At 57.7% G+C, this 17,718-nt stretch carries 15 protein-coding genes; 13 read left to right on the top strand and 2 right to left on the bottom strand.

The window, feature by feature from the left end:
- Positions 1-55: 55 nt before the first annotated feature.
- Positions 56-1,858 carry an FAD-dependent oxidoreductase gene (locus RB602_RS01155; protein ID WP_317082181.1) on the bottom strand — a complete coding sequence of 601 codons (1,803 nt, stop codon included), beginning with the start codon at positions 1,856-1,858 and terminating at the stop codon, positions 56-58.
- Between the two features lie 289 nt (positions 1,859-2,147).
- Here RB602_RS01155 and RB602_RS01150 point away from each other — a divergent pair, with 289 nt between their 5' ends.
- Complete coding sequence (locus RB602_RS01150; protein ID WP_317082179.1) at positions 2,148-3,056, top strand: LysR substrate-binding domain-containing protein; 909 nt, start codon at positions 2,148-2,150, stop codon at positions 3,054-3,056.
- 26 nt (positions 3,057-3,082) lie between these two features.
- Here RB602_RS01150 and RB602_RS01145 read toward each other — a convergent pair whose 3' ends face one another.
- A complete protein-coding gene (locus tag RB602_RS01145; RefSeq protein WP_317082178.1) occupies positions 3,083-4,228 on the bottom strand; it encodes a muconate cycloisomerase family protein in 1,146 nt (381 codons plus the stop codon).
- Positions 4,229-4,504: 276 nt separating this feature from the next.
- On the opposite strand from RB602_RS01145, the gene RB602_RS01140 reads away from it, so the two are divergent.
- From RB602_RS01140 to RB602_RS01085, 12 genes are all read left to right on the top strand, one after another.
- Positions 4,505-5,287 carry a dioxygenase family protein gene (locus tag RB602_RS01140; RefSeq protein ID WP_317082177.1) on the top strand — a complete coding sequence of 261 codons (783 nt, stop codon included), beginning with the start codon at positions 4,505-4,507 and terminating at the stop codon, positions 5,285-5,287.
- A gap of 132 nt (positions 5,288-5,419) precedes the next feature.
- Entirely contained in the window at positions 5,420-6,115 is a 696-nt protein-coding gene (locus RB602_RS01135; RefSeq protein ID WP_317082175.1) for a dienelactone hydrolase family protein, read from the top strand.
- On the top strand, positions 6,112-7,176 hold the full coding sequence (locus RB602_RS01130) for a maleylacetate reductase (protein WP_317082173.1): 1,065 nt from the start codon (positions 6,112-6,114) through the stop codon (positions 7,174-7,176). The genes RB602_RS01135 and RB602_RS01130 overlap by 4 nt, the downstream gene beginning before the upstream one ends.
- Positions 7,173-8,387 (top strand): 3-oxoadipyl-CoA thiolase, encoded by a 1,215-nt coding sequence (gene pcaF / locus RB602_RS01125; protein ID WP_317082171.1) that lies wholly within the window; start codon positions 7,173-7,175, stop codon positions 8,385-8,387. The genes RB602_RS01130 and pcaF overlap by 4 nt, the downstream gene beginning before the upstream one ends.
- The gene (gene nrtS / locus RB602_RS01120; RefSeq protein ID WP_317082169.1) at positions 8,384-8,653 is read left to right on the top strand and encodes a nitrate/nitrite transporter NrtS; all 270 of its coding nucleotides are present in this window, start codon (positions 8,384-8,386) and stop codon (positions 8,651-8,653) included. The genes pcaF and nrtS overlap by 4 nt, the downstream gene beginning before the upstream one ends.
- The gene (locus RB602_RS01115; RefSeq protein ID WP_317082167.1) at positions 8,650-9,351 is read left to right on the top strand and encodes a CoA transferase subunit A; all 702 of its coding nucleotides are present in this window, start codon (positions 8,650-8,652) and stop codon (positions 9,349-9,351) included. The genes nrtS and RB602_RS01115 overlap by 4 nt, the downstream gene beginning before the upstream one ends.
- Entirely contained in the window at positions 9,351-9,989 is a 639-nt protein-coding gene (locus RB602_RS01110; RefSeq protein ID WP_317082165.1) for a CoA transferase subunit B, read from the top strand. The genes RB602_RS01115 and RB602_RS01110 overlap by 1 nt, the downstream gene beginning before the upstream one ends.
- A gap of 515 nt (positions 9,990-10,504) precedes the next feature.
- Entirely contained in the window at positions 10,505-11,557 is a 1,053-nt protein-coding gene (locus tag RB602_RS01105; RefSeq protein WP_317082163.1) for an efflux RND transporter periplasmic adaptor subunit, read from the top strand.
- 22 nt (positions 11,558-11,579) lie between these two features.
- On the top strand, positions 11,580-14,654 hold the full coding sequence (locus RB602_RS01100; protein ID WP_317082161.1) for an efflux RND transporter permease subunit: 3,075 nt from the start codon (positions 11,580-11,582) through the stop codon (positions 14,652-14,654).
- Positions 14,651-16,105, top strand: coding sequence for an efflux transporter outer membrane subunit (locus RB602_RS01095; protein WP_317082159.1), 1,455 nt, complete (start codon positions 14,651-14,653; stop codon positions 16,103-16,105). The genes RB602_RS01100 and RB602_RS01095 overlap by 4 nt, the downstream gene beginning before the upstream one ends.
- Before the next feature lie 75 nt (positions 16,106-16,180).
- The gene (locus RB602_RS01090) at positions 16,181-16,777 is read left to right on the top strand and encodes a DUF4136 domain-containing protein (protein WP_317082157.1); all 597 of its coding nucleotides are present in this window, start codon (positions 16,181-16,183) and stop codon (positions 16,775-16,777) included.
- 175 nt (positions 16,778-16,952) lie between these two features.
- Complete coding sequence (locus tag RB602_RS01085; RefSeq protein ID WP_317082156.1) at positions 16,953-17,669, top strand: Crp/Fnr family transcriptional regulator; 717 nt, start codon at positions 16,953-16,955, stop codon at positions 17,667-17,669.
- Positions 17,670-17,718 lie beyond the last annotated feature (49 nt).

The raw sequence follows: 17,718 nt of genomic DNA, 5'->3' as shown, positions 1-17,718 counted from the left end.
TGTTGCCAGCCCCCGCCGTCTTTTGACGCTCACGGGGCCGGGCTTGCGCATGCGCTCAGGCCTTGACCGGCTCTTTTTCCTGCGCTGCGCCGACGCTCTCATCGCCATTTTTGAAACCCAGAATGGACTGCATCACCTCTTTCAGGTCTGCGATGCTGTCTGCGGTCCAGCTTTTTGCGCGCCAGGCAATGTGTTGGTCCGGACGGACGAGCAGCGCACCGCTTTCCTCGATCTCGCGCACGCGTGACCACTCGCCGTAAACATCCTGCACTTTGCGCAACGCCCCGATCTGGACCACGTTGATATCAACACCCAGCGTCTGCTTGATCGCAGCCGCTGCCTCGATCCAGCCGCCGCCGGATATTCCGGTGAGCAAGGTGAATTGCGCGCCGCCGCAGAGATAGAGGATCGAGGTGCGCTGGCCATTTACCGTGACCCAGGCATGCGGCAGCCGCGCGCCGGGATAGGTCGTCTGTTCGACAAACACTTCCGGATCGCCGGCATAGCCGGGATCAACATCTCCTGCGGCATAGATAGCATCAGACGTATAGCGATGCTGCAGCTCGATGCCGGGATTGTCGTAAACGTCGCGGGTGTTATAGACCGCTGCATCGAGTGCGGCGCGCTTGGCTTCACCTTCGGGCGTATCATCGCCAATGGAAAGCAAGGCATCGCGCATACCGTCCGGTCCCTCCGCCTTGTCGAGACCAAGCGCACCCATAATGCCGTAAAAGGTCGAGATACTGCGATTGGCACCATTGACAATCTGCTTCGCAACCGGGGCGCGCTCTACCGAATAGCTGTCCAGAAGTGAGGCATCAGCCTGCCCCTTCAGCACCAGCGCGAGTTTCCAGCTGAGGTTGAACGCATCCTGGATTGACGTGTTTGATCCCAGCCCCTTGGTCGGCGGATGCCGGTGTACAGCATCGCCCATACAAAAGACCCGGCCGTTGCTCAGCCGGGTCGCGTAGACATCGTTCACGGTCCAGAAGGAGATAGAGTCAATGGATACTGGAACGGTGTCATCGCCAATCAGCTTGTGCACCACGCTGATGGCCTTTTCTTCGTCAACTTCAGGCTGGCCGGCGGCTAGGTCATAGCCCCAGATGGCGAGCCAGCGGTTCCATGGGCGCACCATGCGAACCACGCCCATTCCCAGGCCGCCGACATCCGAGCCATCCTGAATGATCCAGTACAGAACGCTGGGTCGGTGCTCGACAAATTTCGACAGGTCGGCATCGAAAACGATGTTCATCGAGCCTTCCTTGCCATGCACCCCTTCGAGCGGCAGGTCGGCAATGTCCGCGACCCGGGAATTGGCACCATCTGCCCCGATCAGATATTGACACCGCACGGTGGTTTCTTCGCCGGTCACATTGTTGCGCAGCTTTGCCGTCACCCCGCCATCATCCTGGGTGTAGTCGATAAGCTCGGTATGAAACAGCACCTGGGCACCGCTATGCGCAGCCGAACCCAGCAGGACCGGCTCGAGCAGATTCTGTGTGATATCACAGGTTTTTTCGGGGCTAGAGATGGCGTAATTATGGTCTCGATCCGGGCAATTACCCCAGGTGCGAATCCGACCGATCTCGATACCGCTCAGGCTTGTGCAATAGGTGTTTTCACCCATGAGGTGATTGGGAACGGCATGTTTGAGCGCCTCGTCATAGACACCGAGATCGTGCAGCACCTCCATGGTCCGCGGATTGGTGATGTGCGCGCGCGGCGTCCGCGCCGTCCAGCCGAATTTATTGATGACCAGGGCTCTGATCCCGTTGCGAGCCAGACTTAATGCCGCCGCAGAACCCGCCGGACCCGTACCAACGACAAGCACGTCGACATTCACTGTTTCCGCCATGAAAATCTCCTCTCGCATGTGCCTTAATTTTTCCGAAAAAATGCGAATATTGCTGCTTTCTGGCCAATACCTTGTCCGTTTCATTTCCATACCGGAAGGAAGTGTCGGCCATTCCGAACCATTCAGGCGGGCTGCTTTTTCTATATGAAACAGCATGATACTGCCGGGGAGGACGGAAAAGGAACGGTATCGCCAAGCGGTCCACGGCTTGCCAGCTACATACCGATTAGGTATTACCACATTGGAACATTGCTCTTGTTAGACAGGTTGCAACACCCGGGAGGCCGATTTGGAAATCAGACAGTTGCGCTATTTTGTGGCCGTTGCTGAAGAGAAAAACTTCGGCCATGCAGCGCGCCGTCTGAATGTCTCGCAACCACCGATAACCCGCCAGATGCACAAGCTTGAGGATGAGCTTGGCGTGTTATTGCTGAAACGCACCAGCAAGGGAACCGAGCTGACCGAAGCGGGCAAGGTCTTTCTCGAGGATGCGCGCTCCATATTGGCGCAGATGGAGCGAGGAGCCGAACGGACAAAAGCGGCCCAGAAAGGCGAACTCGGGGTTATAGAAATCGGCTATTTTGGCTCGGTTTCCTATTCGATTGTCCCCCACATATTGCAGCTTTTCAAACAGGACAATCCGCTGGTCGATCTCTCGCTGCGCAGGATGAGCAAGAAGGAGCAGGTGCATGCGCTCAAGCAAGGGCAGCTGCATCTCGGTTTCGGGCGCTACTATCCGAATGAGCCAGGACTGGTTATCGAGGAAGTAATCAATGAGGGCGTCGCTCTATGCGTACCGACCAGTGCCGGCATTGCCGTTGATGAAAGCAACTGGCGTGATGTTTTTGACATGTTACCTCTGATCCTGTTCCCATCTGCAGGCCGACCGAATTTCGCTGATGCCACTGTCGCGATGTTGAAGCGCGAGGGTGTTTCGCCGACGATATCCATGGTGGTTGAGGATGGCCGCGCGGCGCTGATGCAGGTGGCGATTGGCGCCGGTGTCTGTGTTGTCCCGATCTCGATGATCGGCATGAACTGGTATGGCGTCGATTTCTTCCAGCCCGACGCCCTGACCGATGATTGCCCGGTGAGCATCATTTACCGAAAATCGGATACCAGCGCGTTACTACGGCGTTTTCTCGGTGTTCTGCGGTCTATTCGGCAGCAGCCGGATCGCTTTGCGATCGACAGATAGAGCGGCCTCTGTATCGCAATCGCTTTTCAGACAGCGATGGAGAGACGGCTGCGGTCGCGGCGTAGCGCCTCGACCTTGTCCTCATCGACCTCCGCCGCCAGCCCAACGCCTTCTTCCAGCTGCAGCTCAAAATTCTCATAGCGCGCTGGCCGCACCGCAATATCTTCGGCGATCAGATTGGCTCCGGACAATTCGCCGCCATAAGGCAGATCGCTGAAGGTTGCGGCAAGTTGCATACCGGCGGCTGTGCCGATCGAGCATTCGAGGAATGTCCCCATATAAATCGACATGCCGCTGGCAATGGCGATATCGGCTATGCGGCGAGCATTGGTGAGTCCGCCATGCTTCATCACCTTGATAGAGACCAGATCCGCGGTGTGCATACGGCCAAGCCGCAAGGCATCATCCATGGTGCACAGGCTCTCATCGACCGCTGTGGCCATTTTTGTCTGCGCGGTGATGCGCGCAAAACCGTCAACATTCCAGCGGGCCATGGGCTGTTCGACCATAGCGATGCCGGCGTCTGCCATTCGGGGCATGGCCCATTTGCAGGTCGCCTCGTCCCAGCTTTCATTGGGGTCTACCCTGACGCTTGCTTTCCCTTCCAGCGCCTTTGCGATGGCGCAGGCGCGCGCAACATCGGTCTCTGGTTCGAGAAAACCCATTTTGAGCTTGAACAGCTTGAACCGCTTTTGCGCCAGATGTTCTTTTGCCTCTTCGATCTCTTCACCCGGATCGCCGGTTGCCAAGGGCCAGGAACAAGGCAGCGAGGAGCGCTGTTTGCCGCCCAGCAGATCATGAACCGGAACACCGGCAATCTTGCCCTGAATATCGAGCAGCGCCATCTCGACCGTCGCCTTGGCAAAGGGATTACCGAACAGCTTGCGATCAACCTCGGCAGATATACCGCGCAGATCAAACACATCCCTGCCGATGATCAAGGGGGCGATATGTGCGTCAATATTCAGCTTGATCGATTCAACGCTCTCGCCCGACCACCACGGTCCCGAGGGCGTACAGCCTTCGCCGATACCGACAATGCCACCAGAAGCCCATATCTTGACCAGCACTATGGCCGTTGTCGAAGCGCCGATAGCGGCAAAACGCTGCTGCCGTCTCAGTGGCAAATCCACGATAACGGTCTCGACGCGCTCGATTTGGACTTTACTCATAAGAATACCTTCTTCTGCACAATAGAACCTTAAGGCGGCGCGTGCAGGGCAGGAAATACTCTCGGTGTACGAATATGATACCGCTTGCGCATCAAGTTCGGGCTCGGGCGGCGACATTGTTATTTGGTGCTTATGTGGGCGAGGGTTGAAGGCGCTCTTGACCAGAATGATGCAATACCCGCGCAGTATTTTCGGCCACAGGAAAAGGTATTAGACGCCTTTCCCCATCGCGCTTACCCTTTTCGTCACTTTCACGACGGAGAGGAAATACAGGAAATGGCTAATAATCGACTGGATCAGGTAGTAAGCACCATCGTCGAGGCGGTCCGCGGTGCCGTGCGCGATGAGAATATCAGCTTTGAGGAATATCGCGCCGCCATCGGCTATATGATGAAGATCGCGGAATCTGGCGAACTGCCGCTCTTCATTGATGTTTTCCTCAACACGTCAATTGTGAGTGTGATTAACCAGAACGCCCATCCCGCGGCATCACCATCGGATATGGAGGGCCCTTATTTCCTCGATTCAGCGCCGGTTCTCGAAGACGGCAAGATGAAGACGATGGATGCCTATGCCGATGACCAGCCGATGATTGTCCGCGGCACGGTCAAGGATGTTGACGGCCAGCCACTCGCCGATGTTCTCGTCGATATGTGGAACTCCACGCCCGATGGCAAATATGGCGGCATCCATGAGGGTATTCCGGTTGACTATTATCGCGGCAAGGTGCGCACCGATGCGCAGGGTCAGTACCAGTTTGAGAGCACGGTTCCGGTTGCCTACAAGATTCCCGATAGCGGCCCAACTGGTGCGCTGCTCGAGATGATGGGTCGGCATAGCTGGCGCCCTGCGCATGTGCACCTCAAAGTGCGTCACCCGGGCTATCGTGATCTCACCACGCAGCTGTATTTCGCAGAGGATGAATATACCCATTCCGATTGCTGCGAAGGCATTGTCCCCGAGCAGTTTATTTATCCCGAGCTTATCGAAGACGGTAAGCGTGTGCTGGAGGCTGATCTGGTGATCGAGCCACAAGCCGAAAGCCAGATGGCTGCCTAAGCCGTAACTATTCTGCACTGTCGGAACGGTGACCCAGTATCCTTTTGGGCATCGTTCCGACAGTGCAAAAAAGAACTCGCCGGGTCGCTATGGCCCGGCATATTTGTCTCGATCTGAACGGGAGAACCGGTCATGTGCCATGGCGCACCCATTAACGCCTTTCCGCAGCCCAGTGCTTCAACAGAATTCAAAGATGCGGTGGAAGGCTATCATTTCGCCAATCCTGATGGCCGTAAAGTCGCGCTGCTGCCCGATATTTATGGCTGCAACGATTTCTATCGCGGCCTAGCTACCTTGCTGCAGCAGTCCGGTGCAGATGTCTTCCTGGTCGATACCTTTGCTGGCCTGGGCGATCTTCCGGAAAACACCCGCGAAGCTGCCTTTGCGCGGCGCAACCAGGTAGCGGACAAGGCGTTTGTTGATCGCTTCGAGAGTTTTGCCAAAGAGCAAGGCATTGATGCGGTTATCGGCTTCTGCCTTGGCGGGCTTTATGTCTTTGAACTGGCCCGACGCGGCTTGGATGCCGATCTGGTCGGGCTTTACGGATTTCCCCAGGGCCTGCCCAATAGCGACCCTTTGCAGGTGCCGTTCGACTATATCAGCAGCGTCACCCAGCCGTTCACCATGCTGCTCGGCGAGGAAGATGCTTCGGTCGGCACCGAGAATATTGCCAAATTGACCGAAATGGCACCGGATGTGTCTGCGATGACGCTTAAAGTCTATCCGCAGGTCGGTCATAATTTCTTGCCGCTGCTCGACAGCGACAATAGTGACGAGCTGGACATCGCCCGCGATGCGCTTTCTCATATTACGCGAGTAGCTGCGTGAGCCGGAATTTCACCTATCTCGCCAACCCGGCGCGGGTTATCTTTGGCGAGGGCACATTATCGCAAACCGCTGACGAACTCGAACGCCTTGGCGTCAATCGCGCGCTGCTACTGTCGACAGAGTTTCAGGGCGAGGATGCACAAGCGCTATCAAAATCGCTGGGCGCGCGTTCGGCAGGGGTTTTTTCAGAAGCGGCGATGCACACTCCGGTTGATGTTACTGATCGCGCCATGCGCCGTTTCGAGGAGTCCGGCGCGGATGGCGTGGTCTCACTCGGCGGCGGTTCGACAATCGGTTTGGGCAAGGCAATAGCGCTGCGCAACGATGCGCCGCAGCTGGTGATACCGACCACCTATGCCGGTTCTGAAATGACGGCGATTATCGGCCAGACTGAGGGCGGCCAGAAAACCACCCAGTCGACACCCAGGGTGCTCCCGGAAACGGTGATCTATGATGTCGACCTGACGCTGGGTCTGCCCGAAGCGATGACCGTCACCAGCGGCATGAACGCCATCGCCCATGCAGTTGAGGCCATCTATGCCGAAAATGCCAATCCGGTGCTGTCCCTGATGGCCGAAGCCGGGATCAGCGCCCTCACCGACGCACTTGCTCGTCTGTCAACCGGTGACCCGCGTGATCGCGAAGCGCGTAGTGATGCGCTTTACGGTGCATGGCTCTGCGCCACCTGTCTGGGGCTGGGCGGCGTCGCGCTGCATCACAAGCTGTGCCATGTTCTCGGCGGCAGTTTCGACTTGCCCCACGCCGAAACGCACACCGTGGTTCTGCCGCATGCATTGACCTATAATATGCCCGCCATTCCCGATGCGGTGGAGCGCTTAAAACGCGCAACCGGATCGGAAAATCCGGCAGCAGCGCTGTTCGATATCGCGAAAAATGCCGGCGTGCCGACATCGCTGCGCGAACTGGGCATGCCCGAGGATGGCATAGAGCGGGCCATCCAGCTCACTCTGGAAAACCCCTATTATAATCCGCGCCGGCTCGAAGCCGCACCGTTGGAGACCCTTCTGCACAATGCATGGGAAGGCAGGCGCCCCGAATGACCCAGACACATGCAGCCTTTCTATGCGAAAACAAACGCACCGCGATAGGGCGCTATGGCGGTATATTGTCGTCTGTTCGCCCCGACGATCTGGCGGCACATGCCATCAATGCGGTTCTGACCGAAGCATCGTCATGCGACCCGAACGATATCGATGATATCATCTTCGGTTGCGCCAATCAGGCGGGCGAGGACAATCGCAATGTCGCACGCATGGCCGCCTTGCTCGCCGGTCTGCCCGAAACCGTGCCCGGCGTGACCGTGAACCGGCTATGCGCATCGGGCCTCAACGCAGTCGCCAGCGCAGCCCAGATGATCCGCTCCGGCGATGCCGATCTGGTGCTGGCGGGCGGGGTTGAATCGATGTCGCGCGCGCCCTTCGTCATGGCGAAACCGGCCAAGGCTTTTTCGCGCACCCCCGAAGTCTATGACACCACTATCGGCTGGCGCTTTATCAACCCCGCTTTGCAAAAGGCCTATGGCACCGACTCCATGCCCGAAACCGGCGAGAACGTCGCCGCGGATTTCGACATTTCGCGCAAGGATCAGGACGCGTTCGCACTGCGCTCGCAACAGCGTGCGGCCAGGGCGCAGCAAGATGGACGGCTGGGCGAGGAGATAGCCGCTATCGAGGTGCGTATCGATAAACGCACGATCGAGACCGTGACGGCGGACGAGCATCCGCGTGCCGATACCAGCCTTGAAAAACTTGCCCGGCTACCGACACCGTTCCGCGAAAACGGCACGGTCACCGCCGGCAATTCCTCGGGCGTCAATGATGGTGCCGCGGCGATGCTCGTCGCCAGCGAAACCGCAATACAGCGCCATGGCCTGACGCCGCTGGCACGGATTGTCGGTTTTGCCAGTGCGGGCATCGCCCCGCGTATCATGGGTTTCGGGCCTGTCGGCGCGGTGGAAGCGCTTAATCAGCGCCACGCCATCAGCACCGAAGATTATGACGTCATCGAACTCAACGAGGCCTTTGCCTCGCAGGCGCTGGCGGTGTTGCGGCAGCTCGGGGTTTCCGATGATGCCGATCATGTCAACCCCAATGGCGGCGCGATTGCACTCGGCCATCCACTGGGTATGAGCGGCGCACGCATCGCGATGACGGCTGCGCGTGAACTCAAGCGCCGCAAGGGGCGATTGGCGCTGGCCACCATGTGCGTCGGCGTCGGTCAGGGCGCGGCACTGGCGCTGGAGGCGGTATGACGGTGCCGCAAGACACCAGTTTTTGGGGTGCGCTGCTGCTGCCGGTCACGATCAGGCGCGCGATCAAAGTGAGTATGATTGTCGGCACGTTGCTGGTGCTGCTCAACCACGGTGATGCCATCCTGATCGGGGACTGGCCCTATTGGTGGAAGATCGTGTTGACCTATGCCGTGCCCTATTCGGTGTCATCCTATTCCACCGCCGCCTTTATCGTCGAAATACAAAACGCACCGCCCGGACGGTCATCGCTGGAGAGCACTTCGTGAACAAGATATTCGAGTCTGCTGCATCGGCGCTGGACGGTCAGGTCAAGGATAACATGCTGCTCGCCTGTGGCGGTTTCGGCCTTTGCGGTATGCCCGAAAGTCTGATCGATGCGCTGGCCGAGACCGGCGTTACCGGGCTGACGGTGGTGTCCAACAATGCCGGTATCGATGGCATTGGTCTCGCCAAGCTGATCGAGCGCGGCCAGATCGCCAAGATGATCTCCTCCTATGTCGGCAACAACAAAACCTTTGAAAAGGCCTATCTGGCGGGGGAAATCGAGCTGGAATTCAGTCCGCAGGGCACAATGTCCGAACGATTGCGCGCCGGTGGTGCCGGTATCCCCGCCTTTTATACCAAGACCGGTGTCGGCACGGTGATTGCCGAGGGCAAGAAGCATGAAGAGTTTGACGGCGAAACCTATATTCAGGAGCGCGGCATCCGCGCCGATGTGGCGCTGATCCGGGCCGAGAAAGCCGACTATCAGGGCAATTTGCTGTTCCGCAAGACCGCGCGCAATTTCAACCCGATGATGGCAACCTGCGCCCGGCTGACCATTGTCGAGGTCGAAGAGATTGTGCCCAACGGGGCCATCCCGCCGGACCAGGTGCATACGCCGGGCATCTTCGTGCAGCGCATTGTCAAGGCGGCGGTGCCCAAGCGAATCGAATTCGTCACCAACCGGCAGGAGAATGCCTGATGCCCTGGTCACGCGAAGACATGGCCCGCCGCGCCGCGCAGGAACTGGAAGACGGTTTCTACGTCAATCTCGGCATCGGCATACCGACTTTGGTGGCCAATTACATAGCCGACGACATGGACGTGATCCTGCAATCGGAAAACGGGATGCTTGCCATGGGGCCCTTCCCGTTGCCGGGCGATGAAGACCCTGACCTGATCAATGCCGGCAAGCAGACCATCACCGAATTGTCCGAAAGCTCCTATTTCTCCTCAGCCGACAGCTTCGGCATGATCCGTGGCGGCCATATCGACCTTGCCATATTGGGCGCGATGGAAGTGGCGCAAAATGGCGATCTCGCCAACTGGATGATCCCCGGAAAAATGGTCAAGGGCATGGGCGGCGCCATGGACCTGGTCGCCGGTGTCAAACGGGTGGTGGTGATCACTGATCACGTCAGCAAGGATGGCAGGCCCAAATTGCTCGAGGCATGTACATTGCCGCTCACGGGTAAGAACTGCGTTGACCGGGTCATCACCGATCTAGGCGTATTCGATGTGTACGATGGCGCTTACCACGTTGTAGAACTAGCGCCTGAAGTGACTCTTGAAGAGGCCAGGGAAAAGACCGGCGGTGAACTTTGCGGAGGCGCGGCTTGAAATTGCATATGACACCGTGCCTTGCCAAGCGGCACCGGAATTGACAGTTCACACTATCCATGATGACGAGTGGTCGCTAGCAGATATGACAGCCGAAAAGCATATTCCTATCGATTTCTATGGTGGCTCCCACTGTCCTCGCTGCAAGCTGGTGATTTTTAGAGATCTATTCTTCAGATTTCTGCCAGCAAGCCTTTTAAGCGCACGAGCGATGTTCTGCCAAGCCGACAATCATATAGTCTCGCATGACCCGGCATAACCGAACATTCATATGAGAGCTTATGTTATAATTAACCTTAGCGTTCGAGATTATCACTTTTAAAACCATTATGTCTAATGGTCTTGACCGACTCCGTCTCCGCCATTTTCGCAACCTTATAAAATCCGTAAAATCAGTTGTCTTCGCAGCTTATCCATTGCAAGAAGCCACTTACCGTGCCTCGCATGTAGTGGGAAAAAATAGATAGTAGATGCGGACAGCATTTTTCCAAAAAGGGTTGGCCAGATGCTTTGTCATGGCTTTGTTGGTCGCGCTTACAGCCTGTGGTGGCGAAAAACCGGCCGAAGAGGAGCCAGCCCGTCCGGCGAAGCTGTTTGTGGTTCAGTCCGCCAGCAATACGTTTGACACCAGCTTCCCGGCGATCATTGAGGCGAGCCAGTCCTCTACGCTGGCGTTTCAGGTGGGCGGCCTGTTGCAGGATTTGCCGATCCGCAATGGCCAGGCGGTGCGGCGCGGTGATGTTCTGGGTCGGCTTGACCAGCGGCGGTTTCGCAATGCGGTGACTTCGGCCAAGGCGCAATATGATGCGGCCGAGGCGGAGTATCAGAGTGCGGTGCGGCTGTTGGAACAGGACGCGATTGCGCGGCTTGTCGTTGAGCAGCGCAAGTCGCAGCGCGATACCGCCATGGCGCAGCTCGACAGCGCGCGCAAGGATTTGGCCGATACTGTTTTGCGCGCGCCGTTTTCGGGGCTGGTCGCGGAGAAGCATATTACCGAGTTTGAGAGCGTTTCGCCCAGCCAGGCGATTGTCACCGTGCAATCCAGAGGCGCGGCGGAAGCTTCAGTCAGCGTGCCCGCCAGTCTGGTACCGCGTCTGGCCGACCCTGACGAGATTGGCGGTGCCAACTCCAATGTGGATGAAGCTTATGTCGTGCTAAGCAGCGCGCCCAATGTCAAAATCCCGGGTCGCTTTCTCGCGGCAACGACGCAGGCGGATACCCAGTCACAGACTTTTAAAGTCAATTTTGCCTTTGATCCGCCAAGCGATTTGATCGTGCTGCCGGGCATGACCGCGACGGTGTATAGCAGCCGCGCGCTGCTGCGGGGTGAGGGCGCTGGCAAGGCCCTCAACATCCCGCTGGGCGCGGTTATATCAGATGGCAAGAAGCGCTCGGTCTGGGTCGTTGATACCAAGACGATGCTGGTCAAGAAGCGCACCATTCAGGTCGATAATGGCGTCGATGAGCAGGTGCGGGTGATTGCCGGGCTCAAACCCGGGGAGACGATTGTTGCGGCAGGTGCGGCCTATCTGCATGAGGGCATGAAGATCCGTGCCTATGAAGAATAGCGTGCCGGGCGGGACGTAGCTCATGGATCTGGCCGAATTCTCGATCAAGAACCGCTTGATCTGCTTCATCGTGATCGCCATCGCGATGCTCTCCGGCTGGTATAGCTATCAGAATATCGCCCGGTTCGAGGACCCTGAATTCACCATCCGCACGGCGCAGATTATTACTGAATATCCCGGTGCAACCCCTGAAGAAGTCGCCAATGAAGTGACCGAGGCGCTGGAAAGCGCGGTGCAACAGTTGCAGGAAGTCGAGGAAATCCGCTCCATCTCGTCGGCCGGTCGGTCGGAGATCAGCGTCGATATTCTCTATCGCTTCTCGCCGGAGAAAGACGATCTGCAGCTGATCTGGACCAAGCTGCGCAACAAGGTGGCGGATGCGCAATCGCGGTTGCCGCCGGGGGTAAAGACCTCGCAGGTCAATGATGATTTTGGCGATGTTTACGGGCTTTACTATCTCGTCACCGGCGATGGCTTCAGCTATGCCGAGCTTTATGATTATGTGCGCGATTTGCGTACCGATCTGCTCTCGGTTGATGATGTCGCCAAGGTGCAGCCAATAGGCGCGCAGCAAGAGGTTATCTATGTCGAGATATCGCGCGAGCGCGCCAATGCGCTGGGCCTGTCGGTGCAGCAAATCTATGCAGATCTTGCCGAACAGAATTCGGTAGTATCCGCAGGCGATATAAGGCTCGGTGATTTCCGGCTGGAGATTCAACCTACCGGCAATATCAATTCGGTCGAGGCGATCAGCAACCTGGTGGTATCAACGGCAGCCACAGGCCGGATTGTCACCCTGCGCGATGTTGCCACGGTTACCCGCGATTATGTCGATCCGCCCAGCCTGATCATCCGCCATAATGGTAAACCCGCGATTGGTATCGGTGTCTCCAATATCTCCGGTGCCAATGTTGCCAAAATGGGCAATGCGATTGATGCCAAGCTGGAAGAGACCAAGGCGCTGCGTCCGATTGGCATAGAGGTGCATGAGTTTTACCATCAGGGCAAAATTGTCGAGGTCGCGGTCTCGGACTTTGTCGTCAATGTGATCGCCGCGCTGATTATCGTGCTGGTGACCTTGTTCTTCTTCATGGGCTTGCGCTCGGCGGTGATTATCGGCGCGGTGCTGATCCTCACCATCGCCGCCACCCTCGGCACCATGTTTGTGATGAATATTCCGATGCACCGCATATCGCTGGGCGCGTTGATTATCGCGCTGGGGATGCTGGTCGACAATGCGATTGTGGTGACCGAGGGGATTTTGGTCGGCACCCAACAGGGTCAGAAAAAGCTCGATATCGCCAAGGAGATTGTCCGCAAAACCAAATGGCCGCTGCTCGGCGGAACCTTGGTGGGCATCATCGCCTTTGCGCCGGTGGGTTTCGCGCCGGGTTCGACGGCGGAATATACCGGCGATCTGTTCTGGGTGGTGATGATCTCGCTGCTCTATAGCTGGCTGTTTGCGATCACCGCGGTGCCACTGTTCGCAGATATGCTGTTTCCTGAGCCGCAGGAAGGGGAGATAGAGGAAAAGCCCGAGCATCCTTTCTTTGCGCGCTATAAGGCGTTTTTGCGGGCGATGCTGGCGCGCTCGCGGCTGACCGTCATTGTCGTGGTGGGCCTGTTTGTCGCGGCCATTCTCGGTTTCAACTATATCAAGCCAGGCTTCTTCCCGCCCTCGACAACGCCGCAGCTGGTGGTTGATCTCAACCTGCCCGAAGGCACTGATATCGCCGTCACCAATGCCGAGATGACCAAGCTGGAGAACTATCTCAGAAAGCTCGACGGCGTCGACACGGTGCAGACGCTGGTGGGCATGGGAACGCTGCGGTACATGTTGGTCTATAGCCCGGAATCACCGAACAGCGCCTATGGTCAGTTTCTGATCAAGGTGGAGGAGTATGACCTGATCCCCGATATGCTCAACGAGATACAACAGCATATCGACGCCAACTACCCCAATGCCCAGGCCAAGGTCTGGCAGTTCCAGCTAGGCCCGGGTGGCGGCTCGAAGATTGAGGCGGAGTTTTCCGGGCCCGATCCGGATGTGCTGCGCGGCTTGGCGGACAAGGCCAAGGCGATCATGGTCGCCGATGGCGGCGCGGTTTCGGTCAAGGATGACTGGAGCCAGCAGGTCACGGTGGTGCGCCCGGTCTATAATGAGGATAATGGCCGTCGCCTCGGCATATCGCGTGAGGATTTGGCCGATGCACTGCGCGCCAATTTTTCGGGCCGCGCTGTCGGCGTCTATCGTGAGGAAGATTTGCTGATCCAGATTGTCGCGCGTGCGCCCGAACGTGAGCGGGTCAATGCCGAGGCGTTGCGCGGTATCCAGATTGTCAGCCCGGTCACCGGTGCTTCGGTGCCGATATTGGAGGTGGTCGATCGGTTCGAGACGATCCGCGACAATGCCAAGCTGCGCCGGGTTGATCGTGTCTGGGCGATCAATGCGCAGAGCGATCCGGCGCCAGGCGATCTGGCTGGGGTTTTGCGTGAGCGGATCGCGGCGGAGGTTGAGGCTATTGATCTGCCTGAGGGCTATTCTTTCAAATGGAATGGCGAATATGGCGACAGCAGCGAGGCCAATGAAAATCTTGCGACAACGTTCCCGCTGGGCTTCAGCGCTATGGTGTTGGTGGTGGTGTTCCTGTTCAACGCGCTGCGCCAGCCTTTGGTCATCTGGCTGGTGGTGCCGCTCTGTCTGGTAGGCGTCGTGCTGGGCCTGTTGGTCACCAATACCGCTTTTGAATTTATGGCGATATTGGGCCTGTTGTCCTTGTCCGGCCTGTTGATCAAGAACGCGATTGTTCTGGTGGACCAGATGGACCTGGAGATTAGCGAGGGCAAACCGCGTTATGATGCGGTGATCGATTCCGCCACCAGCCGCGTGCGCCCGGTAATGATGGGCTCTATGACCACCGTGCTCGGCGTTATTCCCTTGCTGCTTGATGCGTTTTTCAAATCCATGGCGGTGGTGCTGATCTTTGGCCTGACCTTTGCCACATTGCTGACGCTGGTGATGATTCCGATCTTCTACGCCATGATCTTTGGCATCAGCCCGGATGAAACGGCGGACAAGAAAGGAGCCCCCGCATGATCCGGCTCGGTTCCTTGGCAGCGATAGCGGCAACGGCATTGCTGCTGTCTGGCTGTGCCACCATCAAACCGGCGACCGACCGCGAGACCGTGGAAAAAGCTGCGGCGAGCCTACCTGAATTGCCACAGGCATGGACGTCTGCGCGCGAGCGTGTGGGGGATGTCAAAGTTGGCTGGATCGAGGCCTATAATGACCCTGTTTTAACCAAATTGGTTGAAGAAGCGCAGCTAAATAACCGCAATCTGCGCGCCGCCGCGGCCAATGTCGAGCGCAGCTGGGCCTTGGCGCGGCAGGCAGGGTCGCCTTTATTGCCTAGCGTTGATGCCAGCGGCACGGTGCAAAATATCGAGCGGCTGGAAAGTCAGAACCTCGGCGGATTGCCTATCGACATAGGCAGTATCCCGGGATTTGAACGCTATAACGTGGCGGTGCAGGCCAGTTGGGAAGTCGATGTCTGGGGCCGTATCCGCGCCGGACAGCAATCTGCCGTCGAAAGCGCACGCAGCGTTGAGGCGGATTATGTCTTTGCCCAATATTCCATCGCCTCGGCTGTCGCCCAAGCCTATTTTCTGGCGCTGGAGGCCGACCAGCAGATTGTCGTGGCGCAGGGCATTGTCGATGCGCTGACCGAGATTTCGCGGGTGGTGAATGCCCGCTATCGCTATGGCATGGCTTCGGCCTTTGACGTGTCGCTGGCCGAATCCGATCTGGCGACGGCGCAGGAGTCGCTGGAGCGCGCGAAGAACAGCCGGTTGATCGCGGTGCGTTCGCTGGAGGCGCTGCTTGGGCGCTATCCTGCCGCAGCGATACAGACTTCGGGTAGTTTCCCGGCATTGCCAGCGCCTCCGGGCGCGGGTGTTCCGTCCGAGCTTCTCGAACGTCGCCCCGATATTATCGCTGCCGAACGCCAGATTGCCGCTGCGATCAACAGCCGCAAGGTGGCGCAGGCGGCCAAGCTGCCGCGTTTCTCGCTGACCACGGCGCTTAATGGTGCGTCCAATGATCTCGAAGATGTGCTCGACCCGGCCAATATGTTGTGGACGCTGGCGGGCAATATTCTGGCGCCGATTTTCGATGGCGGCGCGCGCGACGCTGCTGTCGATCTGGCTGATGCCGATACGCAAGCCGCAGTAGCGCTCTATGCCGATACCGCGATCAACGCCTTTAGCGAGGTCGAGCAAGCGCTCGATCTCGGCGTTGCGCTGCGTAAACAGCGCGCGGCGCTCGAACGCGCCAATCAGGAAACGGACAATGCCTATCGCCTGTCAGTACTGCGCTACAAGGAAGGCGAGATTGATCTTATCGACGTCTTGTCGGTGCAACAACGTGTGTTCGCTGCGCAGAGCAACCTGATTTCCATCCGCCGCGCCCAGCTTAACCAATATCTCGATATCAGCCTGGCACTTGGCGGCGATTGGCGTCAGCCGCAACCAGCCACACAAGCGCCATAAGCGAAGCAATTTCTATCGACCAGCCGAACCAAATACGATAGTTTCCGCAGATCACGCGAAGAAGGATATGCAACAATGAAACCCGCTCTGATCGCCGCATTTGCAGCCGTATCTCTCAGCCTTTCAGGCTGTGCCACCACCGCCAATATCACCACTGACAGCGATCCGGCGCAGGATTTCTCCGCTTATCGCACCTTTGGCTGGGCCGGGGAAAACCCGTTTTCGCCGCTGGGTGATTATCCGGTATCGCCCTTGGCGCAGCAGCAGATTGCCAATGGCATCAAAAGCACATTGGAAGCGCGCGGCTATAGCTTTGTCGCCGACTCATCCAAGGCGGACTTTGCCGTATCCTATTCCGTCGGCGCACGCGACAAGACGCGGGTGAGCGAAGTGCCGGTGGCCGATCCCTATTATCGCTATTACGGCACCCGGGCGAGCTGGCGCTGGGGCCGTGGCTATTTCCCGGCCTATTATCCCAGCATGGCCACCGAAACCGTGGTCAACAACTATACTGAAGGTACGCTTTCCATCGATATTTTTGATGTAAGTCGGCGCGCACCTGTCTGGCATGGCGTTGGCACCAAGCGCATTACCACCGGCGATAGCGAAGGCAATGCCCAGGCGGTGCAGCAGGGCGTGCGCGATATATTGGCCGAATTCCCGCCGCGATAGACTCGTTGCAATTTGTTCTGCTGAGCTATTGCTGATCTGTTAAACCGCAATGACCGTGATCTCCGTCAGAAAATAGTAAGCAATTGCGGTAGCTTCTTTGTGCGATGTCAATTTATCTTGACAGATTGTTCTAATCCGGCTTGTTTCTGTTCATGGAATTGGTGACACCCGTAAAATGAATTATCATCACACAAATTGTGACGATTGCGTTGTCCGTAACACGGCGATTTGCAGCGCGCTCTCCAGCGATGAACTGGCGGTGCTCAACAGCAAGGGGCGTATGCATCGTTTGTCAGCCGGACAGACTTTGGTGTGGGAAGGCGATGAATCACTTCTGGTGGCCAATGTCGTCGAAGGCGTGATGAAGCTCTCCACTTCCATGGGCGATGGCCGCGAACAGATTGTCGGTATCGTCTATCCCTCCGACTTTATCGGCCGTCCTTTTGGCGGGCGCAGCCTGCATTCAGTCACCGCGTTGACCGATGCGCATCTCTGCGCCTTTTCGCGTCGCGATTTTGATGGCTTTGCGCGCGAGCATCCCGATCTGGAACACAAACTGCTCGACCGCACGCTGACCGAACTGGATCGGGCGCGGCACTGGATGCTGCTGCTCGGTCGCAAGACAGCGCCGGAGAAGATCGCAACCTTCCTGTTGGAAATGGCGGATCGCCTCTCGGCTTCTACTCCGGCCGCAGGAACCACGCCGGGACTATTTGAGCTGCCTTTTGGTCGGCAGCAGATCGCCGATATTCTCGGCATGACTATCGAGACCGTCAGCCGCCAGCTCAGCCGATTGAAAAAAGAAGGCATTATTGCCCTGCCGGACCGGCGTCATATCCAGATCGTTGATCGTGACCGGCTCGCCGAGCAGGCGGAAATAGACGGCCCTTAATGGCCCTGGGCGTCAGCAGCTACGGCCTTATACGCCCGACCCCACCATC

Source organism: Parasphingorhabdus sp. SCSIO 66989 (assembly GCF_032852305.1).
GTDB classification, from domain to species: Bacteria; Pseudomonadota; Alphaproteobacteria; order Sphingomonadales; family Sphingomonadaceae; genus Alterisphingorhabdus; species Alterisphingorhabdus coralli.
The sequence above is the reverse complement of the archived record's forward strand: the minus strand, read 5'-3'. Positions and strand labels throughout refer to the sequence as shown.